Origin of the sequence: Pseudomonas mangiferae, from assembly GCF_007109405.1 — a bacterium.
Lineage (GTDB): Bacteria > Pseudomonadota > Gammaproteobacteria > Pseudomonadales > Pseudomonadaceae > Pseudomonas_T > Pseudomonas_T mangiferae.
The window spans coordinates 416,685-440,885 of sequence record NZ_VJOY01000001.1 but is presented as its reverse complement, the minus strand read 5'-3'; the positions used below and the strand labels follow the sequence as shown (position 1 = coordinate 440,885).

Annotated in this window: 16 protein-coding genes and 1 pseudogene; 14 read left to right on the top strand and 3 right to left on the bottom strand. The window is 70.1% G+C overall.

All coding sequences use genetic code 11. The features are described from left to right. The first annotated feature begins 12 nt into the window (after positions 1–12). The 12 genes from FM069_RS01640 (at position 13) to FM069_RS01585 (ending at position 20,018) form a co-directional block, all read left to right on the top strand. On the top strand, positions 13–1,563 hold the full coding sequence (locus FM069_RS01640) for a sugar ABC transporter ATP-binding protein (protein WP_143486455.1): 1,551 nt from the start codon (positions 13–15) through the stop codon (positions 1,561–1,563). 14 nt (positions 1,564–1,577) lie between these two features. After that, positions 1,578–2,570, top strand: a complete 993-nt coding sequence (locus tag FM069_RS01635) for an ABC transporter permease (protein ID WP_178106632.1) — start codon at positions 1,578–1,580, stop codon at positions 2,568–2,570. 12 nt (positions 2,571–2,582) lie between these two features. After that, positions 2,583–3,611: a LacI family DNA-binding transcriptional regulator gene (locus tag FM069_RS01630; protein WP_143486453.1), complete on the top strand. Its 1,029-nt coding sequence runs from the start codon at positions 2,583–2,585 to the stop codon at positions 3,609–3,611. Between the two features lie 26 nt (positions 3,612–3,637). Further along, positions 3,638–4,558 (top strand): ribokinase, encoded by a 921-nt coding sequence (gene rbsK, locus FM069_RS01625; protein ID WP_143486451.1) that lies wholly within the window; start codon positions 3,638–3,640, stop codon positions 4,556–4,558. Then, positions 4,555–4,959 carry a D-ribose pyranase gene (gene rbsD, locus FM069_RS01620; RefSeq protein ID WP_143486450.1) on the top strand — a complete coding sequence of 135 codons (405 nt, stop codon included), beginning with the start codon at positions 4,555–4,557 and terminating at the stop codon, positions 4,957–4,959. The genes rbsK and rbsD overlap by 4 nt, the downstream gene beginning before the upstream one ends. A gap of 350 nt (positions 4,960–5,309) precedes the next feature. Further along, a complete protein-coding gene (locus FM069_RS01615) occupies positions 5,310–6,326 on the top strand; it encodes a nucleoside hydrolase (RefSeq protein WP_143486449.1) in 1,017 nt (338 codons plus the stop codon). Positions 6,327–6,590: 264 nt separating this feature from the next. Continuing rightward, a complete protein-coding gene (locus FM069_RS01610) occupies positions 6,591–7,208 on the top strand; it encodes a LysE family translocator (protein WP_143486447.1) in 618 nt (205 codons plus the stop codon). A gap of 84 nt (positions 7,209–7,292) precedes the next feature. Continuing rightward, positions 7,293–11,054: a non-ribosomal peptide synthetase gene (locus FM069_RS01605; protein ID WP_143486445.1), complete on the top strand. Its 3,762-nt coding sequence runs from the start codon at positions 7,293–7,295 to the stop codon at positions 11,052–11,054. Between the two features lie 46 nt (positions 11,055–11,100). Then, the gene (locus FM069_RS01600) at positions 11,101–12,183 is read left to right on the top strand and encodes a TauD/TfdA family dioxygenase (RefSeq protein WP_143486443.1); all 1,083 of its coding nucleotides are present in this window, start codon (positions 11,101–11,103) and stop codon (positions 12,181–12,183) included. Next, positions 12,180–13,199, top strand: a complete 1,020-nt coding sequence (locus FM069_RS01595) for a TauD/TfdA family dioxygenase (protein ID WP_143486442.1) — start codon at positions 12,180–12,182, stop codon at positions 13,197–13,199. Before FM069_RS01600 ends, FM069_RS01595 begins: the two co-directional genes overlap by 4 nt. Positions 13,200–13,220: 21 nt before the next feature. Beyond that, complete coding sequence (locus tag FM069_RS01590; RefSeq protein WP_143486441.1) at positions 13,221–19,622, top strand: non-ribosomal peptide synthetase; 6,402 nt, start codon at positions 13,221–13,223, stop codon at positions 19,620–19,622. 87 nt (positions 19,623–19,709) lie between these two features. Next, positions 19,710–20,018 carry a hypothetical protein gene (locus tag FM069_RS01585; RefSeq protein ID WP_143486439.1) on the top strand — a complete coding sequence of 103 codons (309 nt, stop codon included), beginning with the start codon at positions 19,710–19,712 and terminating at the stop codon, positions 20,016–20,018. Positions 20,019–20,464: 446 nt separating this feature from the next. Here FM069_RS01585 and FM069_RS01580 read toward each other — a convergent pair whose 3' ends face one another. After that, a complete protein-coding gene (locus FM069_RS01580) occupies positions 20,465–20,905 on the bottom strand; it encodes a GNAT family N-acetyltransferase (protein WP_143486437.1) in 441 nt (146 codons plus the stop codon). A gap of 107 nt (positions 20,906–21,012) precedes the next feature. Further along, on the bottom strand, positions 21,013–21,819 hold the full coding sequence (locus tag FM069_RS01575; RefSeq protein ID WP_143486435.1) for an ArsR/SmtB family transcription factor: 807 nt from the start codon (positions 21,817–21,819) through the stop codon (positions 21,013–21,015). Positions 21,820–21,894: 75 nt separating this feature from the next. Here FM069_RS01575 and FM069_RS01570 point away from each other — a divergent pair, with 75 nt between their 5' ends. Beyond that, positions 21,895–23,049, top strand: coding sequence for a cytochrome P450 (locus FM069_RS01570; RefSeq protein ID WP_143486433.1), 1,155 nt, complete (start codon positions 21,895–21,897; stop codon positions 23,047–23,049). Continuing rightward, a pseudogene (locus FM069_RS01565) lies at positions 23,046–23,397 on the top strand (antibiotic biosynthesis monooxygenase family protein). Before FM069_RS01570 ends, FM069_RS01565 begins: the two are co-directional and overlap by 4 nt. A 378-nt stretch (positions 23,398–23,775) precedes the next feature. Here FM069_RS01565 and FM069_RS01560 read toward each other — a convergent pair. After that, positions 23,776–24,087: a hypothetical protein gene (locus FM069_RS01560; protein WP_143486431.1), complete on the bottom strand. Its 312-nt coding sequence runs from the start codon at positions 24,085–24,087 to the stop codon at positions 23,776–23,778. Positions 24,088–24,201: the final 114 nt, after the last annotated feature.

Sequence of the window (24,201 nt, the reverse complement as noted above, 5' to 3'; positions counted from 1 at the left end):
GAGAATTCATTCATGTCCTCCTTCGTTGCGGAGCCGGTGCTGCATATCCGCGGGATCGGCAAGCACTACGCACAGCCGGTGCTGGCCGACGTCGACCTGACCCTGGTGCGGGGCGAAGTGCTGGCCCTTACCGGCGAGAACGGCGCCGGCAAGAGCACCCTGTCGAAGATCATCGGCGGGCTGGTCCACCCCACCACCGGCGACATGCAGTTCGAGGGCCGTCCCTATGCCCCGGCCAGCCGTGCCGAGGCGGAGCGCCTGGGCGTGCGCATGGTGATGCAGGAGCTGAACCTGCTGCCCACTCTGAGCATCGCCGAGAACCTGTTCCTCGACCGCCTGCCCAGCCGCGGCGGCTGGATCGCCCGGCGCCGCCTGCGGGAGGACGCCCTGCACGCCATGGCCCAGGTAGGTCTCGATGCTCTCGACCCGGACACCCTGGTGGGCGAGCTGGGCATCGGTCATCAGCAGATGGTGGAGATCGCCCGCAACCTGATCGGCGACTGCCACCTGCTGATCCTCGACGAACCCACCGCCATGCTCACCGCCCGGGAAGTGGACCTGCTGTTCGAGCAGATCGCCCGCCTGCGGGCCCGGGGCGTGGCCATCGTCTACATCTCCCATCGCCTGGAAGAGCTGGCACAGATCGCCCAGCGGGTCGCCGTGCTGCGGGACGGCCGCCTGGTGGCGGTGGAGCCGGTGGCCGGCAACGACCCCCAGCACCTGGTGAACCTGATGGTGGGCCGCGAGCTGGGCGAGCACATCGACCTCGGCCCGCGCAGCCTGGGGGCGCCGCTGCTGGCGGTGCGCGGCCTGGGGCGCGGCGAGGTGGTGCGGGACGTGTCCTTCGAGGTCCGGGCCGGGGAGATCTTCGGCATTTCCGGGTTGATCGGTGCCGGGCGCACCGAACTACTGCGGCTGATCTACGGCGCCGACCGGGCCGACCGCGGCACCGTCGCCCTGGGTCACCCCCTGGAGGTGAAGGCCATCGGCTCGCCGACGGACGCGGTGAAGCAGGGCATCGCCCTCATTACCGAGGACCGCAAGGGCGAAGGCCTGCTGCTGCCGCAGTCCATCAGCGCCAACGTCGCCTTGGGCAACCTGGCCGAGGTCTCGCGCCATGGCTTCATCGACCGGGGCGCGGAAACCGCCCTGGCCCAGCGCCAGATGCAGGCCATGCGCATCCGCTGCTCCGGGCCGGAGCAGCCGGTGGGCGAGCTGTCCGGGGGCAACCAGCAGAAAGTGGTGATCGGCCGCTGGCTGGAGCGCGACTGCCAGGTGCTGCTGTTCGACGAACCCACCCGGGGCATCGACGTGGGCGCCAAGTTCGACATCTACGGCCTGTTCGGCGAGCTGTCGCGCCAGGGCAAGGCCCTGGTGGTGGTCTCCAGCGACCTGCGCGAGCTGATGCTGATCTGCGACCGCATCGCCGTGCTTTCCGCCGGCCGCCTGATCGACACCTTCGACCGCGACCACTGGACCCAGGACGCGCTGCTCGCCGCCGCGTTCGCCGGCTACACCGCAAGCGACGCGCTGCTCCCCGAGCCGGCGGCGCTTCCCCAATGACCCAGGATTCCGCCATGACCAACCCGTCCCCCGACGCCGCGCCGCGCGCGGCCAAACGCCGTTCGCCGATGCTCGGCCTGGGTACCTACCTGGGCCTGGCCGGCGCGTTGCTGGCGATGATCGTGCTGTTCTCCAGCCTGAGCAGCCACTTCTTCTCCTACGACACCTTCACCACCCTGGCCAACCAGATCCCCGACCTGATGGTGCTGGCGGTGGGCATGACCTTCGTGCTGATCATCGGCGGCATCGACCTGTCGGTGGGCTCCGTGCTGGCCCTGGCGGCCTCGGTGGTCAGCGTGGCGATGCTCGGCTGGGGCTGGGGCGTGTTGCCCGCGGCGGCGCTGGGCATGCTCTGCGCGGCGGCCGCCGGCACCGTCACCGGGAGCATCACCGTGGCCTGGCGGATTCCCTCGTTCATCGTCTCCTTGGGCGTGCTGGAGATGGCCCGCGGCGCCGCCTACCAGCTCACCGACTCGCGCACCGCCTACATCGGCGACGCCTTCGCCTGGCTTTCCGATCCCCTGGCGGCGGGTATCTCGCCGGCGTTCCTGATCGCCCTGGCGGTGATCGTCGCCGCCCAGGTGCTGCTCACCCGCACGGTGTTCGGCCGCTACCTGATCGGCATCGGCACCAATGAGGAAGCGGTGCGCCTGGCCGGGATCAACCCGAAACCCTACAAGGTGCTGGTGTTCAGCCTCATGGGCCTGCTGGCCGGGCTGGCGGCGCTGTTCCAGATTTCCCGTCTGGAAGCGGCCGACCCCAACGCCGGCTCCGGCCTGGAGCTGCAGGTGATCGCCGCGGTGGTGATCGGCGGCACCAGCCTGATGGGTGGGCGCGGCTCGGTGATCAGCACCTTCTTCGGCGTGCTGATCATTTCCGTGCTGGCCGCGGGCCTGGCGCAGATCGGTGCCAGCGAGCCCACCAAGCGCATCATCACCGGCGCGGTGATCGTGGTGGCGGTGGTGCTGGACACCTACCGCAGCCACCGGGCCAGCCGGCGCGGCTGACGGGACGCGAGCATGGCCACCATCAAGGACGTCGCGGCCCGGGCGGGGATTTCCTACACCACCGTGTCCCATGTGCTGAACAACACCCGCCACGTCAGCCCCGAGGTGCGCTGCAAGGTGGAAGCGGCCATCGCCGAGCTGAACTATGTGCCCAGCGCGGTGGCCCGCTCCCTCAAGGCCCGGGCCACCGCCACCATCGGTCTGCTGATCCCCAGTGGCATCAACCCGTACTTCGCCGAACTGGCCCGGGGCATCGAGGACTGCTGCGAGCGCAACGGCTACTGCGTGATCCTGTGCAACTCCGACGATGACCCAGCCAAGCAGCGCAACTACCTGCGCATCCTCCTGGAAAAGCGCATCGACGGGCTGATCTTGGCTTCGGGGGGCGACGACCCCGGCTTCGCCCAGACCCTGCAGGCCTTGCGGATTCCCTGCCTGGTGGTGGACCGTGCCCTGGACGGGGTGGACACCGACACCCTGCGCATCGACCACGAACAGGGCGGCTACCTGGCTACCCGGCATCTGCTGGACCTGGGTCACCGCCACATCGCCTGCATCGCCGGCCCTGTCCAGACCGGCGTCGCCACCCTGCGGGTGCAGGGCTACCGGCGGGCCCTGGCCGAAGCCGGCCTCCAGACGCCGGCCGACGGTGTGGTGACCTGCGACTTCAGCAGCCCCGGCGGCTATCAGGCGGCTTCCGGCCTGCTGGCGGCCGGTTGCCCGGCCACGGCGATCGTCGCCGGCAACGACATGATCGGCTTCGGCGTGCTGCGGGCCGCCGCCGAGCGCGGCATCAGCGTACCGGGCCAGCTCTCGGTGATCGGCTTCGACGACATCCAGATGAGCCGCTACGTCTACCCGGCCCTCAGCACTGTCGGGCAGTCCATCCTCCAGCTTGGCGAACGGGCGGCCGAGCGCCTGCTGGCGCGCATCGCCAGGCCGCGCGTGCCCCTGGCGCGCGAGGCGCCCATCGAGCCGGCCCTGGTGGTGCGCGAGTCCACCGCGCCGCCCGCCGGCGCCTCCACCGACAACCCCAGATGAATGACGAACGAGAAGGGCGCTCAGCCATGCAAGCGAACGTAGTGGTGATCGGCAGCCTGAACATGGACCTAGTGGCGCGGGCACCGCGCCTGCCCCGGGAAGGGGAGACCCTGAGCGGTGAGAGCTTCGCCACCGTGCCCGGCGGCAAGGGCGCCAACCAAGCGGTGGCCGCGGCGCGCCTGGGCGCCCGGGTGGCGATGGTCGGCTGCGTCGGCGACGACGCCTACGGCGCGCAGCTGCGCACCGGACTGGAAGCCGAGGGCATCGACTGCTCGGCCCTGGCCGAGGTGGCGGATTGCTCCAGCGGAGTCGCGCTGATCGTGGTGGACGACAACAGCCAGAACGCCATCGTGGTGATCCCCGGGGCCAACGGCGAGCTGTCGGCCTCCCGGGTGGAGGCCCTGGACGCGGTGTTGCAGGGCGCGCAGATCCTCATCTGCCAGCTGGAGATTCCCAGCCTCACCGTGGCCCACGTGCTGTGTCGCGGCCATGCCCTGGGCAAGACGGTGATCCTCAATCCGGCGCCCGCCAGCGAGGCGCTGCCGCCCGCGTGGTACGCCTGGATCGACTACCTGATTCCCAACGAGAGCGAGGCCGCGCTGCTCAGCGGCCTGCCGGTGGACTCTCTGGAGAGCGCCGGCGCCGCGGCGGCGCACCTGCGCCGGGCCGGTGCGGCCAAGGTGATCCTGACCCTGGGCGAGCGCGGCGCGCTGTTCGTCGACGACGACGGGGCGCGGCATTTCCCGACCCGGGCGGTACGCGCGGTGGATACCACTGCGGCCGGCGACACCTTCGTCGGCGCCTTCGCCGCGGGGCTCGCCCGGGGCTTCGACGAAGCCGAGGCGATCCGTTTCGGCCAGCGCGCCGCCGCCCTGTCGGTCACCCGCGCCGGTGCCCAGCCGTCGATTCCCCATTTGCACGAACTGGACACCCCGGAGCAGCCATGAAGAAGACCGCTCTGCTGAACATTGCCCTGTCGCGGACCATCGCCGGCCTTGGCCATGGCGACATCCTGGTGATCGGCGACGCCGGCCTGCCGGTGCCGAAGGAGGTCGAGCTGATCGACCTGGCCCTGACCCCCGGCACGGTGGATTTCGTCACCACCCTGCGCACCGTGCTGAGCGAAATGCAGGTGGATCGCCACGCCCTGGCCGAGGAAATGCTGGTCCGCCTGCCACCGGCCCTGGCCGAGGTAGAGCGGCTGACGGAAGCGGGCGAGCTGGGCGAACGCACGCTGCTCACCCACGAGGCGTTCAAGCGCCTCAGCCGCCAGGCCCGGGTGCTGGTGCGCACCGGCGAATGCCAGCCGTACAGCAACATCGCCCTGATCGCCGGGGTGGTGTTCTAGGTTCCGCACGGAACGTGCCGGCGCTCGGTGGCGCGTCGTTGAAAACGGCTTTGGAACAGGCATCGCCTGTTTTCGCCTCACACGCACCGCGCTCCACGACGGGGCGCACAGAAACCCAGACTCGCCGGGCGAAGTCGTCCCGGGAACCTGGGCGAATGAGCGAAGGGCGGCAGCCGTGGCTGTGCCCGCTGGACGGTGAAGGGTAGGGCGGTCACCCCATGGCCTCGCCCGGCCTGCCCGCAGGCACAAAGGTGCAGCGGGTCCGAATCGCGAAGGCAGCGCCCCGGCGCCGCCAATGCCCCACCCGGTGGAGGGAGTCCGCCGTCATGCCGCACCATCGAGAGGAACCGATGAACGCTTTCATCCGCACTGCCCTGAGGAGCCTGCTGCTCGTGAGCCTGACCGTGACCACCGCCCTGGCCGACGAGGCCCGCCGCGACCTGATCATCGACACTGACCCGGGCGCCGACGATGTCGTCGCGCTGCTGCTCGCCCTGGCCTCGCCCGACGAGCTGAACATCCGCGCCATCACCACCGTGGCCGGCAACGTGCGCCTGGAGAAGACTTCGCGCAATGCCCGGCTGGCCCGGGAGTGGGCCGGTCGCGAGGATGTGCCGGTCTACGCTGGCTCGCCCAGGCCGTTGCTGCGCACGCCGATCTACGCCGCCGACATCCACGGCGCGGAAGGCCTGCCGATTCCCGTCCACGAACCGGCCAAGGGCCTGGCGCCGGGCAGTGCGGTCACTTACCTGATCGACACCCTGCGCGCCGCGCCGCCCAAGAGCGTCACCATCGCCATGCTCGGCCCGCAGACCAATCTGGCCCTGGCGCTGATCCAGGCGCCGGAGATCGTCAAGGGCATCAAGGAAGTGGTGGTCATGGGCGGTGCCCACTTCAACGGCGGCAACATCACCCCGGTGGCGGAATTCAACCTGTACGCCGATCCCCATGCCGCCCAGGTCGTGCTGGCCAGCGGTGTGCCGCTGACCTACATCCCCCTGGACGTGACCCACAAGGTCCTCACCAGCCAGGCGCGCATCGACAAACTGCAGGGGCTGGGCAACCAGGCCGGCAAGACCGTCGCCGACATCCTCAACGAATACGTGAAGCGCGACATGGAGCATTACGGGCTGTCCGGCGGGCCGATCCACGATGCCAGCGTGATCGCCTACCTGCTGCGCCCACAGCTGTTCAGCGGCCGTAGCGTGCACCTGGAGGTGGACAGCCGCGAGGGTCTTACCTTCGGCCAGTCCGTCCCGGACTGGTACGACGGCCTGCAGCAGCCGAAGAACGTCACCTGGATCACCGAGGGCGATGCCCAGGGGTTCTTCGACCTGCTCACCGAGCGACTGGCCAAGCTGCGCTGAGCAGCTAACGCCGAATCATCGCCGGGCGCCTTTGGGCGCCCGGTCTCGTTCAGGGCCTGACGCGTTGGTCGGCATTCAACGGCCGTGGCGAGCGCGGGCCGCCGGTTTCCAGGCCGCGGCCCGCCCATCGGGAAGATGCCGATGCGAACAGGGAGGATGGCGAAAACGCCGAATTGTTACGGCGTTTTTTTTACCAACTGTTCCGGGACCGCCTTGAAAAGAAGCGTAGTGTTTGCCACGCGCTCGCACTCAAGGGATTGAATGATGTCGCTGACAGCGGATTTGTTGATGGGTTTTTCCCTTTTCGCCTTCGTCACCTCGGTGACCCCCGGACCGAACAACACCATGTTGCTGGCGTCCGGCGTGAACTTCGGCTTCACCCGCTCGATCCCCCACATTCTCGGCATCAGCTGCGGCTTCTTCGTGATGGTGCTGGCAGTCGGCTTCGGCCTGGGCGCGTTGTTCGAGGCCTACCCGGTGCTCTACAGCGTCCTGCGCTACGTCGGCGCCGCCTACCTTCTCTACCTGGCCTGGAGGATCGCCACCTCCGGCCCCGCCTCCAACGACCCCGACCGCAAGGGCAAGCCGCTGGGCTACTGGGCCGCCGCGGCCTTCCAGTGGGTCAACCCCAAGGCCTGGGTGATGGCGGTGGGCGCCATCAGCACCTACACGCCGCTGCAGGACTACTTCACCAACGTGCTGGTGATCTCGGCGGTCTTCGCCCTGATCAATGCCCCCAGCGTCGGGGTCTGGGCCGGCTTCGGCAGCATGCTGCGAGACGTGTTGCGCAACCCGCGCTGGCTGCGCCTGTTCAACGTCGGGATGGCCCTGCTGCTGGTGGCGTCCCTGTATCCGATCCTGGTGGAGCACTACCCCACCTGAACGCCGCTCCGCTGATGTTTCGTCGTCTCAGCCGGTCTTCCAGAACCGTTTCGACAGGGCCCATCGGGCGCCCAGGAGAGCGCGATGAACGCGCGGCACGGCCTACCGCTTCGACGTTTCTCCCCCGGCAAGGGGCTGGCGACCGCCCGCCGCTCGGCTGAGCCCACGCGCCCGTCCGGGGCCGCATCGGCCCTCGACGCCTACCTGCAGGGCGTGCCCCTGGGCATCGAGCTGCCCGTGCGCCTGGATGCCGACGCGACCTGGCACTGCGAGACGGTGCCGGTGCATCTCCCGGGCGTGGCGCCGGCGGCGGCGCGGCGCGTATGGCTGGCGGCCTATCGGGTCCTGCTGGGTCGCTATGGCAACGAGGCATGCTGCATCGGTTTCCCATCCTTCGCGGACGCCCAGGAGCCACCGGTGCTCCGCTGCGTCCATGACGCCGAGGCGGTACCGGAGGCCTGCCTGGCGCAGTTGGACGCGGATATGCAGGAGGCCATCCAGCACACGGCGGGGGTCGACCACGCCGTCGCCCGCGAGCGTGCCCAGGGCTGCAGCGTGCTGCTGGTGGACGAGGAGGGCGATCTGGGCACCGAGGCCTGGCTGGCCCTGCAGCCGGACCGCGACGGCCAGGGCGCCCGCCTGTTCCTTCGTGCTCGGGCCGACGCCGCGCTGTCGCGCATGGCAGGTCACCTGGGGCGCCTGGCCCTGGGGCTGCAGGAGAGCCGCGAGCCGGTCGGCCGCCTCGCCTGGCTGGACGACGCCGAGCGCACCATGCTGTATGCCTTGCGGGGCGATCCGGATCAGGCACCACCGGTGGGGCTGGTCCATGGGCTGTTCGAGGCCCAGGCGCGGCGTACACCGTCTCGCATCGCCCTGCATGCGCCCGACCGCAGCCTGACCTACGCCGAACTGGAGCACGCCAGCCGCCAGCTGGCCGCCTGTCTGCAGGCCCGGGGCATCGGCCGCGAGCAGCGCATCGGTGTCTGCCTGCCGCGCGGCAGCGACCTGGTCACGGGCCTGCTAGCCGTGCTTCGCGCCGGAGCCTGCTACGTACCGCTGGACCCGGCCTACCCGGGCGAGCGCCTCGCCTACATGCTCAAGGATGCGGACTGCGCCCTGGTGCTGGTGGATGCCAGTACCGAGACGGAGGTGGCCGCCCTGGGGTTCCTCACCCTGTCCGTCGACGCCGTCGCGCCCGACGAGACGCCGCTGGCGGCCTCCGCTGCCTCGCCCTCGGACCTGGCTTACCTGATCTACACCTCCGGCTCCACCGGGCAGCCCAAGGGGGTGGCCATCGAGCACGGCAGCGCCCATGCCTTCCTCCGTTGGGCGGGGGAGTGCTTCGAGGCCGCCGAGTGGCGCGAGGTGCTGGCAGCGACCTCGGTGTGCTTCGACCTGTCCATCTACGAACTCTTCGGCACCCTGGCCTGGGGCGGCACGGTGCACTTGGTGGAGAACCTGTTCGCCCTGGCGGACTACCCGCGCCGCGACGTCATCACCCTGATCAACACCGTGCCCTCGGTGTGCGCCGCGCTGCTGGCCCTGGGCGACCTGCCCGAATCGGTGCGCACGGTGAACCTCGCCGGGGAGCCGCTGCGTGCTCACCTGGTGCGGCAACTGCGCCAGCAGCCCGGGGTGCGGCGGATACTCAACCTGTACGGCCCCACCGAGGACACCACCTATTCCACGCTGTACGAGCTGCCCCGGGCGGGCGCGGCAGAGGAGAAGGAGCCATCCATCGGCCGACCCCTGCCGGGCACTACCGTCCAGGTGCTCGACCCCCTGGGGGCGCCGGTTCCCCTGGGGGTGCCCGGCGAACTCTACCTGGGGGGCGTCGGCCTGGCCCGGGGCTATTTCGGCAAGCCCGAGCAGACCGAGGCGCGCTTCCTCGCTGCCGGCCGGCTGCCCCTGGCCGCCCCTGAGCGGCTGTACCGCACCGGCGACCGGGTGCGCCTGGGCGAGGACGGCCTGCTGGAACACCTGGGGCGCCTGGACGACCAGGTGAAGTTCAACGGCTTCCGCATCGAACTGGGGGAGATCGCCTCGCGCCTGGCCACCGCTCCCGGGGTCGTCGAGGCCGTCGCCGTGCTCGCCCCCGACAGTGCCGGCCTGCGGCGGCTGGTAGCCTACCTGGTAAGCGAGGCACCGCTGGACGTGCCGGCCCTCGCCGCGCACCTGGCCCGCACGCTGCCCCACTACATGCTGCCTTCCGCCTACCTGCGCCTGCCGGCGCTGCCCAAGACCCTCAACGGCAAGATCGACCGAAAGGCCCTGCCGCCGCCCCCGGCGAACACCACGGACGCCCCCCTGGACGGCCTTGCGGACCCGCTGGAGCGGGCGGTGCACGGGGCCTGGCAGGCGGTGCTGGGCACGGCGCCGCTACCGGGCCAGGGCTTCTACGCCGCGGGTGGCGATTCCCTGCGCGCGGTCCACCTGCTGGCACACGTGCGCCATGCCCTGGGTCGCCTGGTGCCGCTGCAGGCCTTCGCTGGAGGCGAGGCCACGGTGGATCACCTGCTGGCACTGGTCCGGGACGCCGCGGACGTGCCCACCCCCGACAACCCGACGGCGATCCCGCCCCGCCTGACCCTGGCCGAGCGGCGCCTGTGGATCGCCCAGCACCTGGAGCCGGAGGTCACCGCCTACAACCTGCAGGCCCGGGTGCGGATCAGTGGCGCGACCGCGGATGCCGTAGCCAGCGCCCTGGGTCGGCTGCTGGATCGCCACCTGGTCCTGCGCCGGCGTATCGAACTGGCGGCCGACGGCCCGCGTCCGGTGCCCTTGGCGGTGGAGGCGGTGCCCCTGACCTGCCTGGACCCCATGGACACGTCCCCGCGCGAGGCGCGCCTGCAGGCCCTGGCGGAGGCAGCCGCGCGAACGCCCTTCGACCTGGGCCGCGAAGCACCGCTGCGCATATCCCTGCTGCCCTGGAGCGACGCCACCAGCGTGGACCTGCTGCTGAGCGTGCACCACTGCGCGTTCGACGATATGTCGCTGGTGGTGTTCGCCCGCGAACTGCTGGCCCTGCTGGAGGGCCAGCCACTGCCGCCGCTCGCCGCCGCGCCCGAGCAGGTCGCCGCCTGGGAGGCCGCCGAACTGGCCTCGGGGCGGCCCGAGACAGTGGCTGCGCGCTGGGCGGATCACCTCGCGCCGCTGTTGCGGGCTCCCGACCGGGCTCCGGCGGACGATCCCGGTTCGCGCCCCAGCGGCACCCTGACCGTGCCGGTGGGGCCGGACGTCTTCCAGGCCTGCCGCCGGCTGGCCACCGCGGCCGGCACCAGCCCTTTCGGTGTGGCTCTCGACGCCTTCGCCCGGACCCTGGCCGATGAACAGGAGCGTGAGGTCCTGGTGGGGATCGCGTTGGCCGGGCGCTCGCGCCTGGAGACCCACGGGCTGGTGAGCAACTTCGTCAACCTGCTGCCCCTGGCCGTCCGGGTCGAGCTCGGGCGCGGCCGTGTGGACAGCCTGCGCCAGGTAGGCCGCGACCTGCTGGACCTGGTGGCCCACCAGGACGTCCCCCTGGAAACCCTGAACGACGCCCTGCGCCGCCGCGAGGTTGGCAGCGTGCCGCTCCGGGTCGCCTGCGGCGCCCATACCGGGCGGCAGACCCTGTTCACCGGACGGACCTGTCGCCTGGAGGCGCAGTTCCTGCCGTCGCCCCTGGCCCGCCTCGACCTGACCCTGTGGCTGGAAGAGGCGCCGGACGGCTGGACCGCGGTGTGGACCCATGCCCGGGATCGCTACGAAGAAGATGCGGTGCGCGCGCTCCACGCGTGCTGGGCGCAGCACCTGCTGGCAGGCGCCGAGACGCTGGCCGAGGGCGCGGGGCACCCGACGCACGCCTGACAACCGTCGCCGGCCCATCGTGGGGTGGCGCAAGGGAGGAACGACGATGGAACGATCGACACTGGCGAGCCGCGGTTTCGCCCGCCCCCAGGGCCTGCGGCCCCGCGGCAACGGGGAGCTGGTGCGGCGCGCCGAGCCCCAGGCGGACGTCCTGCCGCTGAAGGTGGAGGCGCGGGTGCCAGGCCTGTCCCTGGCCGGCTGGATCTTCGAGCAGCGGGAGGCCCTGCACGCGGACCTGCAGCGCTGCGGCGGCCTGCTGTTCCGCGGCTTCGACGTGGATTCGGCGGAGCGCTTCCGCGACGCGGCGCGGGTGTTCGCTCCCGACCTGCTGAACTACAAGGAGCGCTCCTCGCCCCGCAGCCAGGTGAGCGGCGAGGTCTACACCTCTACTGAGCACCCGGTGGACCAGCCGATCGTCCTGCACAACGAGCAGTCCTACACCGCCGACTGGCCGCTCTACATCATGTTTCACTGTGCCGAGCCGGCGCTGCGGGGTGGCGCCACCCCGGTGGCCTCCAACCGGCGGATCATCCGCCACCTGCCGGACGCGCTGCTGGAACGCTTCGAGCGGCTCGGCATCCTCTACGTGCGCAACTACCGCGCCGGCCTCGGGCTGTCCTGGCGCGAGGCGTTCCAGACCGACCGACGCGAGGCGGTGGAGGCCTTCTGCGCCGAGCACCGCATCGCCCACGCCTGGCTGGCCGATGACCACCTGCGCACCTGGCAGCGGCGGGCGGCCTTTCAGCGGCACCCGCATAGCGGCGAGCGGCTGTGGTTCAACCACGGCATGTTCTTCCATGCCACCAGCCTGGAGCCCCGGCTGCGGGACGCCCTGCTGAGCAGCGTGGCCCCGGGGGACCTGCCGTACCAGACCTACTACGGCGACGGCAGCCCTCTCGAGCCGGAGACCCTGCACCTGATCCGCGCCGCCATCGACCGGGAAACCGTGCGCTTCGACTGGCAGCGCGGCGACGTCATGATCCTCGACAACATGCTCGCCCAGCACGGCCGCGAGCCGTTCGCCGGGCCGCGCCGCATCCTCACCATCATGTCCACGCCCTACAGCCATCTGGCCGAAGCCGACGTACCGGAGACGCCCGACCGGCTGCCCCTCGAGGTGCAGCCATGAGCACGCCGTTCACCGCCACGCGCCTGCGACCGCGCCCGGTCTCCAGTGCCGAGTGGGTACGCGAGAGCCTGCTGGACGCCGAGCAGGGTTACCTGAAGATCGTCGAGGCCCGCCGCCCCGGCCTAGCCCTGGACGCCTGGATCGCCGGCCACCGGGCCGAACTGGAAACTGCCCTGGTCGAGCAGGGCGGCGTGCTGTTCCGCGGCTTCGCCGTCGCCGATGCCAGCGCCTTCTCCGCGGCGGTGCAGGCGCTGTCGCCGAACCTCCTGGACTACCTGGAACGGGCCGCCGCGCGCCAGGAAGTGGCCCACCGGGTCTTCACCTCCACGGAGTTCTCCCCGGACGGCTGGATTCCGATGCACCACGAAATGTCCTACTCCCACAACTGGCCGTCCCGCATCCATTTCTACTGCGACGTGCCGCCCGCCGCCCAGGGCCGCACGCCCCTGGCCGACGAGCGCCGGGTGACGGCGCGGATTCCCGAGGCCATCCGCCAGCGCTTCCTCGAGGGTGGCGTGTGCTATGTCCGCAACTACGGCCCGGAGATCGACCTCACCTGGCAGGAGGGTTTCCAGACCCAGCGCCGCGAGGAGGTCGAGGCCTACTGCCGGCAGACCGGCACCGCGTGGACCTGGCTCGACGACCAGCACCTGAACACCCGCCAGGTGCGCCAGGCCATGGTCCGCCACCCGGTCACCGGCGAGCACCTGTGGTTCAACCACGCCCACATGTTCCACGTCTCCAACATGCCACCGGCGCTGTCCCGGGCGCTGCTGGACGACGTGGGGGAGGCGGGCCTGCCGCGCAACGCCTACTACGGCGACGGCAGCCCCATCGAGCCCGAAACCCTGGAAACCATCCGCGCCGCCTACCGCAGCGAGATGCGCCTGTTCGACTGGCGCCAGGGCGACGTGCTGATGCTTGACAACTTCATCAGCGTGCACGGCCGCGAACCGTTTTCCGGCGCGCGCCGGATCCTGGTCACCATGACCGACCTGCACGTCCACCGGACCTGACCGATTGCGCGAGGGAATGCCATGAATCCGCACGACACTTCGTACACCGAGCCGCTGGAAGGCTTCCCGCTTTCCCCCTTGCAGACGTTGGCTTGGCGCCGCTACGGAGAGCACCCGCGCAACACCGTGCTGGTGGCGCCGCTGTCGGCGCCCCAGGGCGTGGACGCCCTGATCGACGGGCTGCGGCAGCTGTGCCGGAGCGAGCCGCACCTGCGCGTGGCTTACCGGGCGATGCCCGGCATGAGCCTGCCGGTGCAGGTGCTGGACGGGCGCGACGTCGACTCGATGCTGGAGTGCGCCCACAGGGCCGGCCACGACCTGCCAGCCCTGCTGACCGACGAGGCCGCCCGCCTGGCTGCCCAGCCCCTCGGTCGAGAAAGGGAGCCGGTGCTGGCGGCGCGCCTGCTGGGTCGCGAGGACGGCGCCGTGGAGACCCTGCTGCTGGCCGCGCCGCCCTTCGTCGCCGACCCCGCCAGCCTGCTGATCGCCCTGCGTCGCCTGCTGGCGGAGGCCGCTCCCGCGCCCGCCGAGGGTGAAGAGCCCCTGCTGTTCCAGCACTTCTCCGAATGGGCCAACGAGGCCCTGGAAGGCGAGGCGGGCGAAGCTGCGCGTCACTATTGGCGCAACCCTGCCGGCGAGTCGGCGCCGAGCCCTCTGACCTTGCCGGAAGCGAGCCAGCAGGGGCCCGTGCGGGCCCAGCGGACCCTGTCAGCGGCGGTGCTGGACACCCTGGCCGCCATCGGCCTGCCGGAGGCCTGCGCACTGCTGGCCTGGACCCAGGTGGCCGGGCAATTCGCCGAGGACGAGCGCGCCCCGGTAAGCGTGGATCGCCTGGTGGCGGGTCGGGTATTCGATGAGTTCGCTGCGTTGATCGGTCCGTTCGCCGCCCCGTGCCCTCTGCTGGTGGAACGGTTCGTGGAAGGCTCCGTGCGCGAGCAGGTGAAGGCCCTGGAGGCCGCGATCCTGGCCCAGGAAGAAGCCGCGGTGCTGCTGGACCCGTTCGACGCCGGCCTGGGGACGGCCTCGGCGACCCTGGGTTTCGCATGGGTCGCGGGCGAGCCGGTTGGCGAACCCACTGGTGAACCAGTAGGCAAACCGTTCCGTCAGGTGCGGCTGCACGAGGATCCGGCTGCGGACACGCTGACGCTGACCCTGCTGCCGGACGGCGAAGGCCGCAGCGCCTGGCTCAGCCTGCCCCGGCCCTGGGACGCCGAGGCTGCCGAACGCCTGCTGGACGCCTGGCTGCACGCCCTGGAGCGAATCGCCCAGCAGCCCGATGCGCCGGTGAACCACCTGCCGCTGGTGAGCCCGGAGGAATGGCAGCACCTGCAGGCATGGCAGGGTCCGCGCTTCGACGATCCGCTTCCGGCGTCGCTGGTGGACGCCTTTCTGCAGGTGGTGGCACGCCAGGGCAGCGCGCCAGCGGTGGTGGACGAGCGCGGTGTGCTGGACTTCGACGAGTTGCGCGGGCGCAGCGACCACCTCGCCACGGCGCTGCTGGCCGCGGGCGTCCAGCGTGGCCAGCCGGTGGCGGTGCTCACCGGACGAACCGCCGATGCCCTGGTGGCGCTGCTGGGCGTCATGCGCGCCGGTGCGGTCTACACGCCCCTCAATGGCGATTTCCCGCCGGCCCGCATCGAGCGCATGCGCGACGCCGCCGGCATCGCCTTCGCGGTGACCGACGAGGCTCACCGCATGCGCCTGGAGCCGCTGTTCGGCGCGCGCGTGCTGGCGCTGGGCGCGCTGCCGGAAACGATTCCACATCCGTTGCCGACCTTGCAGGCGGACGACGCGGCCTACCTGATCTTCACGTCCGGCAGCACCGGCCAGCCCAAGGGCGTGCTGGTGGAGCACGGCAGCGCGCTGAACCTGGCGCGGGCGTTGCGTCAGACCATTTATGCCGCTCCGGCGGAGGGAGGCCTGCGGGTGACGGTCAACGCGCCGTTCTCCTTCGATTCCTCCATCAAGCAGATCCTTCAGCTGCTGGCCGGCCACACCCTCTGCCCGGTGCCCGCCGAGGTGCGCACCGACCCCGCGCGGATGCTGGATTTCCTCCAGGCCCGGCGTATCGACGTCCTGGACTGCACGCCGTCGCTGTTCCGCCTGCTGGTCCAGGCTGGCCTGGACGATGCCCACCCGGCGCTGCCAGGGCGGATCCTGGTGGGCGGCGAGCGGTTCGACGACGCCACCTGGCAGGTGGCCCGGCGATGGGTCCGCTGCCAGGTCTTCAACCTCTATGGCCCCACCGAGACCACGGTGAACGCCACGGTCGCCCGGGTTCGTGAGCACCGCGCCCCGACCCTCGGGCATCCGCTGCCCAACGTCACGGTGCAGGTGGTCGACCCCGCGGGGCGCCCGAAGACCCAGGGCGCCGTGGGCGAGCTGTGGATCGGCGGCGCCGGGGTGGCCCGTGGCTACGTGGGCGATCCGGCCCTTACCGCGGCGCGCTTCCTCGACGAGCCCTGGCCCGGCGGTGGACGCTTCTACCGCTCCGGCGACCTGGGCCGCTGGCAGGCGGACGGCAGCCTGGCGTTCCTCGGCCGGGCCGACGAGCAGGTCAAGGTCAACGGCTACCGCATCGAACTGGGCGAGATCCGCAGCGTGCTGCTGGAGCATCCGGCGGTCCGCGAGGCGGCGGTAATCACCGATGACCAGCCGGGGAGCGCCGACGAGGACCGGCGCATCGCTGCGTTCGTCGTGCCCCGGCGCCATTACGCCGAAGCCGATTGGCTGGAGGTGGACCTGCCCAGCGGCCACCGGGTGGCCGGCCTCAACCTCACCGAAACCGACTACGTGTTCAACGAGATCTTCGTGGACGAGGTGTACAGCCGCGACGGCATCGTGCTGCCGCCGGACGCCGTGGTGCTGGACGTGGGCGCCAACATCGGGCTGTTCTCCCTGTATATCGCCGCCCGCGCACCCGCGGCGCGGATCGTCGCTTTCGAACCGTTGGAACCGATCCGCCGCCGCCTGCAGCGCAACCTGGAACGCTACGCACCCCAGGTGAAGGTGTGCGGCATCGGCCTGTCGGACCGGGAGCGGGACGAGACCTTCACCTATTACCCGGGCTATTCCACGTTCTCCGGCCAGACCGGCTATGCCGATGCCAGCGGCGAGCGCGACGTGATCCGCCGCTACCTCAGCAACCAGGGGGAGGGCGACGCCCACGCGCTGCTGGACAACATCGACGAGATCCTCGATGACCGCCTGCGGGCGGAACCGCACCGCTGCCACCTGCGGCGCCTCGACCAGGTGATCCGCGAGCAGGGCCTGGCGCGGATCGACCTGCTGAAGATCGACGTGCAGCGGGCGGAGATGGACGTGCTGCGGGGCCTGGACGAGGAAGCCTTCGCCGGTATCCAGCAGATCGTCATGGAGGTCCACGACAAGCGGGACGGCGCCACCGCTGGCCGGGTGGAGGAGCTGCAGGCCCTGCTGGGCCGGCATGGCTTCGAGGTGACCATTCGCCAGGATGCCCTGCTGGAAGGCACCGACCGCTACAACTGCTATGCCGTGCGCCCGGGCTATGCCGAGACCCTGTCGCGCCGCATCGACTGGCAGGCCGAGCCCGCCCGTCCGGCGCCGGTCGACCCGCAGACCCCGGAGGCGTTGCATGCCGCGCTGCACGGGTTCCTCGAGGCGCGCCTGCCGGCCTACATGGTGCCGGCACGACTCACCGTGGTGGATGGCCTGCCGCTCACCGCCGAGGGCAAGCTGGACCGTCGCGCACTGCTCGGCCAGCAGGCCCGGGATGACCGGCAACGGCCTGTGGAGGCGGCGGCGAACCCCGTGGAATCGGCCCTGGTGACCATCTGGCAGGACGTGCTCAAGCGTCCATTGGTGGGGGTGACGGACAACTTCTTCCAGATCGGCGGGGACTCGATCCGCCTGATCCAGATGCAGGTGATGGCGCGGGAGGCCGGCCTGGGCTTCACCCTGCGGGACGTGTTCGGTCATCCCAGCATCCGCGAACTGGCGCTGTTGCTGGGCGGCCGCCAGGCGGACGGCGCAGGACCGTCGAAACCGGCCGCCCAGGCACGCCCGGCCCGGTTCGGCCAGGTGGCCGCCTGCGACCGCAAGCTGCTGCCGGATGGGCTGGACGACGCCTACCCCATGAGCCGGCTGCAGCTGGGCATGGTCCTGCAGACCGAGGCGGCCCACGATCCGCGCCTGCTGCATAACGTGGTGCTGCACCGGATACACGGGCGCTTCGATCCCCAGGCCTTGCAGGCCGCCTGGGCGGACCTGGTGGCGCGGCACCCGATCCTGCGCACCCGCTACGACCTGGATGGCTACAGCGAGCCGCTGCAACTGGTGATGGCCGCCGACCGGGTGTCGGCCGAGGTAGAGGTCCACGACCTGTCGGGCCTGGATGCCACGAGCCAGGCGGTCCGGTTGCGGCAGTTCATGGAGGCGGAGCACCGGCGCGCCTTCGACTGGAAGCATCCGCCCCTGGTGCGGCTGGCCGCGCTCCGGCTGGCGGATCAGCGCTTCGCCCTCTCGGTGGCCGAGCACCACAGTGCCCTGGATGGCTGGAGCCTGCAGCAGCTGGTGAACGAGTGGGTCGACGCCTACGCCGCGCGCCTGGGCGGCCAGGCCCCCGAGCTGGCGCCGCTGGGCGAGGTTAATTACGGCGACTACGTGGCCCTGGAACGGCAGGCCGAGGACGATGCCGCGTCCGCGCTGTTCTGGCTCGACTACCTGGCAGGCGCCCGCGCGACGCCCTTGCCAACCACGTCGGCGGCCATGGTCGGCGAGCGCCGGAGGGCGGCGCGCTCGGTGGAAGTGCCGGCGGATGCCCTGCCGCGATTGCGGGTCCTGGGCGAGCGCACCGGCCTGCCGCTGCGGGCCTTGCTGCTGGCGGTTCATGGGCGCGCAGTGGGCCGGCTCAGCGGCTCGGAAGAGGTGGTCACCGGTTTCGTCACCCATGGCCGCCCCGAGGAACCCGGTGCCGACCGCATCCTGGGGTTGTTCCTCAACACCGTGCCCTGCCGCCTGCAGGTGGGCGAGGGCAGGGGACTGGTGGAAATCGCCCGCCAGGGCTTCGACTTCGAGGGGCGCATGCTGGAGCACCGCCGCCATCCCCTGGCAGCCATTCGCCGGCGCAGCCCCGGGGCGGCCTTCGACAGCCTGTTCACCTTCGTCGACTTCCACCAGGACGACCAGCCAGCGGCGGGTGATCGCCTGGCCGTCGCCGACGGGGTGCTGGAACAGGTGGTGGTGGACGTGGACATACCCCTGACGGTGGATTTCGAGGTGGCCGGCGACCGGCTTCGGCTGGGCTTCCAGTACGATGCCCGGCGCTTCGACGAGGGCCGTGCGGCGGCCTTCGCCCGCACCTACCGGCAGAGCCTGGACGAGCTCCTGGTCTGGCGCTTCGACGAGCCGCGGCTGGGCCTGTCCGGCGCCGCGGAGCACCTGCCCTGGCTAGGTTGTGTGCTGGACGCTTTCGGTCGCGCCCTGGAACGGCCGGTCCTGGAAACGGAGCGCTTTGTCGACGCCGGTGGCCATTCCCTGCTGGCGGTGCGGGTGATCGCCGAGCTGCGCCAGGCCACCGGGCGGCGGTTGGGCCTGGACCTGCTGGCGGACAACCCGACCGCCCTGGACGTGGCCCGTCGCTGCCAGGAGGCGCCGCTGGAGCGCACCGGCCTGCGCCTGTCGGATGCGGCGCGGGCCCTCTGGCTGCAACGCCAGGGTCCGGCCGAACCGCGCCTGCGGCTGTTCGCCTTCCCGCCCGCCGGCGGCAACGCCGGCACCTACGGGGCCTGGCGTGCGCACCTGCCGGACGACGTGGAGCTGGTGGCGATCCAGTACCCCGGGCGACAGAACCGCCAGGACGAACCCTTCGTGACCGGGTTCGAGCGCATGGTGGGACTCATCGTCGATGCCATGCGGCCCCTGTTGGATCGGCCCTTCGCCCTGGTCGGGGCCAGTCTGGGCGGGGTGCTGGCCTACGAGGTGGCGAGTCGCCTGGGCCAGGCCTACGGCGTGCTGCCGGCCCACCTGATGGTGGTCAGCAGCCGCGCCCCGGCGCCGTCTCTGAGCTACCCGCCGTTCCACGCCATGGCCGACGACACCCTGACCCGTCTGCTGCGGGACTACGACGCGCTGCCCACGGAAGTGCTGGGCGAGCGCGAACTGCTGGCCATCACCCTGGCGACCCTGCGGGCGGACTCCCGCCTCAGCGCGGACTACCGCTACCGTCCCCGTGAGCCGCTGGACGTTCCCATCAGCGTGGTGCTGGGCGAGCAGGACAAGGGGGTATCCCGCGCCCAAGTGGAAGGCTGGCAGGCCCTGGGCCGGCCGGGCGGTGAGCTGCAGACCCTGCCCGGCGGGCACGGCATCGTGGTGACTGCCGCCGACGCCATCAGCACGCTGCTCGGACGACGCCTGGCCGACGCGCGGGGCGCCGAGCCACGCTAGGCTGAACGGACCCGCCGCCTCTCGGCGCGGCGGGTCCGTTGCATGCGGGAACGAGAACCTGATGGGACGACCCAAGGAGGCCACGTCATGAACCACCTGAACTACGCATTCGCCTTACTGCTGTCGCTATCGGCCGGCGCCCACGCGGCCAGCGGAACGGACGTCGACACCACCGTCCCGCCGGACATCCCGGCCACCACCTCCGACAAGCCGCCAACCCTGGATATCGGCGAGCCCAACCCCAGCCAGCCGGCTGCCGAGAAAGCCAAGGACATGTGCTACAGCGCCCGTGACTGCAGCGGCAAGGTGCTGAATAACCGCGATGCCCACAATTGCAAGAACAGCGGTGGCAAGTCCTGGCGCAGCGGCACCACCGGGCAGTGCACCAACCTCTAGGGCTGCCAGCGCATGAAAACGGCTCGGCGCGGCGCCCTGGCACTGTAGCCGGGTGTGCAGGCGCGCCCCTGCACGCCGATTCCTCAGGCTGTCAGTGCTTCGCGTGATGAAGGGCGCTCGTCGAGCGTTTCCCTGAAAACGGCCCGGGACTGCTTGGTGGCCGGCTGTGATTGAGCGAGCCCTTGCGGGCGCTTTCACCGCAGCGGTTGAGCGGAATCACGACGATTGTGCATTCGCTAGGTTCTGTACGAAAAGTCGTCGAGCGAAGGTCAGGCGAGGAAAAAATGGGAGAGAAGCGGAGTTTACGCGCTGTAAATGAGCATTCCGAACCCATTTTTAACGAAGCATCACCGATGCGCAGGCACTTTTCGTACAAAACCTGAGCAGGCGCTTCGCCAACGGGCCGCACGCAATCGCCCGGACACGTTCCTGCCGGCCTGCGATGCCTAGCCGACGCGCCATTTCTCCAGGCGGATGTCACCGTTGCCCAGGTCCTGCTCGTGGCCCCACCCCAGGTGCCGGTAGAACCCGGCGGCCCGGGTGTTCCTTCCGGTCTCCAGCCAGGCAACGGCATGGTCTGCGAACAGCGCTGCTTCCGCGACCTGCACGAGCTGCCTGCCCAGCCCCTTGTTCTCATGCCGGGGCAGGATGAATGCCGCGAAGAGGCAGCTTTCGTCCGGGATGATCATGGAGAAGCCCACGGTCTCGCTGCCCTCCGTCGCCACCCAGGCGCATGGGGCGTCCTGGATCATCGCCGAGACGGCGTCTTCGGTAATGCCCATGGCTTGCATGTCGTCGCGGGTGAGCAGGTTTTCGCGGACCGAGGTCCGCACTTCGAAAATGGCGGGGACATCGTCGGGCACGGCGGCCCTGATCTGGAAAGGCATGGTGGATCGTTACCGGTCGCGAGGGTGAGAGGAGGGGGGAGGTCCCGGATGTCGCAGGATAGCCGTCGAGCCGCCCCCAAGAAACCCAGGGCATCCGCCTAGTGCCGTCAGGAGGATGCCTGGCCTGGGTCCGGATCGCTCGGGCGGGGCTGCTTCTCCGGTCGCGCGGACCGTCTCGCCGCTGGCTGACTGCCCATGGAAGGCAACGGCGGGGGTGCCGGCAGCGCCACGCCGAACCGCTGGCCGAGGGCTTTTCGTCCGGCGGGCCTCAGGGCCAGCGCGCGGCTATCCAGGTCCTGGGTGAGCCAGCCGTGTTTCAGCGCCATGTCCAGCAGTGCCGCCCCTAGCGCGCCCGCCAGGTGCGGGCGGCGAGCGCTCCAGTCCAGGCAGGGGCAGGCGAAGCGCCGCCGGCGGGCCCGCAGCGCGTCGAGGGGCAGGCCGAGACGCCCGAAGGCGCGTTCGCCGGCCTCGCTGAGCCGGTAGTCGGCAGTGTCTTCCGCGGCTAGCAGCCAGCCGTGCGCCAGGAAATGGTCGTGCAGCGCAACGGCCAGGGTGCCCGCCATGTGGTCGTAGCAGGTCCGCGCATACTGCAGGCGGCCAGGCGTGGAGGGCTGGAAACGGGGCGCGGGTTGCTGGCCGATCACCATCAGCGCCTCCAGGGCCTGGGCTACCGGGCGCCCGGCCAGTCGGTAGTAGCGATGCCGCCCCTGTACGTGAAGGTGCACCAGTCCTGCGTCCCGGAGCCGGGCGAGATGGGCGCTGGCGGTGGAAGCGCTGACCTCCGCCAGGGCAGCCAGCTCGGTGCTGGTGCGGGCATGTCCGTCCATCAGCGCGCAGAGCATCCGGGTCCGGGCCGGCTCTGCGATGGCCGCCGCCACGCGGGACACCGAGTCGTCGAACGGAAGCGTTTCCATATTTCGTCACCCATCGAATCGTTGCGGGAAACCAACCGGGATAGTAGCAGCCTCCATCGACCCTGAGGCTGTGCCATGGATATCCTCGACGCCGCGACCCATGCGGATCCCTATCCCTACTACGCATCCCTGCGCGCCCGTGGCGGGCTGACCGAGCACCCGGAGGCCGGCGTCTGGGCGGCCAGCAGCGCCGAGGCCGTTTCCCTCGTGCTGTCCCATCCGGCATGCCGGGTTCGTCCGGTAGACCAGCCGGTCCCCGCGGCTCTCGGGAATGGCCTGACCGCGCGGCTCTTCGGCCGGTTGATGCGGATGAATGACGGTCCGCCCCATCGCTGCCCGCGACGGGTATTCCAGCCGGCCCTGGCCTGGGACCCGGCTTACTTGGTGGAGGCGTGGGCCGACGATTTCCTGGCGGGACTGCCCCTGCCGGCCTCCGCTGAGGCGATAGAGCGCTGGATGTTCGAGTTTCCGGTGGCGGCAATGGGGCGCCTGCTGGGCTTCGAGGCGAGTCAGGGGTCCCCCCTGGCCACCCTGACCCGCACCTTCGTCGCCTGCCTGTCGCCCCGCAGCGACGCAGGGCAGTTGCGAGCTGCGGAAGAAGCGGCCGGGAACTTGCAGCGGCTCATGGGCGCACGCCTGGGCGACGACGCGGGCCGCTCTCCATTGTTGCGCCGGCTTCACCGTGACGCGGAAGACGTTCTGGACGAGGAGGGCGTTCTCGCGAACCTCATTGGCCTGCTGGCCCAGACCTGCGAGGCCACCGCGGGGCTCATCGGCAATGCAGTGGTGGCCCTGGCCAGGGAGCCCGGCCTCCAGGCGGAAATCGCCGGTGAACCCGAGCACGTCGATGCCTTGATCGCCGAGGTGCTGCGCTTCGATCCGCCGGTGCAGAACACCCGGCGCTTCCTCGCGACGCCCCTGGCGTTCCAGGGCGTTCACCTGCCGGAGGGCGCCACGGTCCTGGTGCTGCTGGCCTCGGCGAACCGCGACCCGGCCCTCAACGCGTCGCCGGACCGCTTTCTCCTCGACCGGCCCGATCGGCAGGGATTCGGCTTCGGCGCAGACCGCCACCGGTGTCCCGGGCAGACCCTGGCGCTCGCCATCGCCCGGGCGGTACTTACTCGCCTGATTCCAGACCTGGACATCGCCGCGCTCCTGGTCGGCCGCTGGTGTTACCGGCCCTCCCTGAACGGCCGCATGCCCGCCTTCCTGGGACGCGCACATCCATGATCGCCATGATCTTCGAGGCCTGGCCCCATCCGGGCCACCGTCGGCACTACCTGGACCTCGCCGCCGACCTGAAGCCGTTGCTGCAGGGCATCGACGGCTTTCTTTCCATCGAGCGGTTCGAAAGCCTGGCGGAGCCGGGCAAGCTGCTCTCACTGTCCTTCTGGCGCGATGGAACAGGCCGTCGCCCAGTGGCGTGCTCTGGAACGCCACCGAAGCGCCCAGCGCCTGGGCCGGATTCGGCTCTTCGCCGACTACCGCCTCTGCATCGCCCAGGCCCGGCGCGACTATGGCCTGGAAGATCGAACGGAGGCGCCTGCGGATAGTCGCGAGGTGCACGGAGGAGCCTGATCGAGCAGCACGGGGGCTGTCTGGCTTGTGGGCTTGACGACACGGGCGGAGAGGGCCACGCATTGCTTTCCCGGCGTGCGCGTTCCGACCCGGTGGCATGCCTCGATCCCGTTCGCCTCTCGGCTGATCTTGGCTACGCCGCTCCCAGGGTCTGAAAAAGTGGCGACGTAGGCACCGAACATGCTCGGCGGTGGGTGGTACATCCAGGATGCGCCACCGCAATCACCCGTGAGTCCAAACCAGCCTCAAGCGTCTTTGCATTCACTTGAATGGCTACGATATCGCTTCACGCGCTATGGGCTGGAAGTCCATATACCCAGTAATTGGTTACTCTTCGTTCCAGTGTTTAATTATTCATTTACAGTGGCATCACAGCGGTTATTCGACGGGAGGATGGATGTGTCCAACTTCAATAATCGAACCGCCAAGGTATTTGAAATACGCTCGCCAGAACTCCACGGCTTCACGGGCGGTTTCTTCATCATTCACGCACTCGATCTCGAATACATCGGCGGGCCTTGGAGAGGCGGCCGCTTCCCAGTTCTGCAGGACGCGATCAGGGTGTTGATGGATATGATGCAATAAGCTTTGCTCATGATCCGTCAATTCATGAGGGATATAGTCGACGAATAGACACCCATCAGCCGGTGTCGCAATGCCGAAGATGTGATATTGGGTCGTTTCAGTCATGTTCGCTCTCCCTGAGCAGATATTGATGGAGGTGGCCCATATTGCTTATCGTTTTCCAAAAACAGGTGAATCATTAATGCAATGTCGCTGTGAAATTTCGTGCGATTCTGTTTC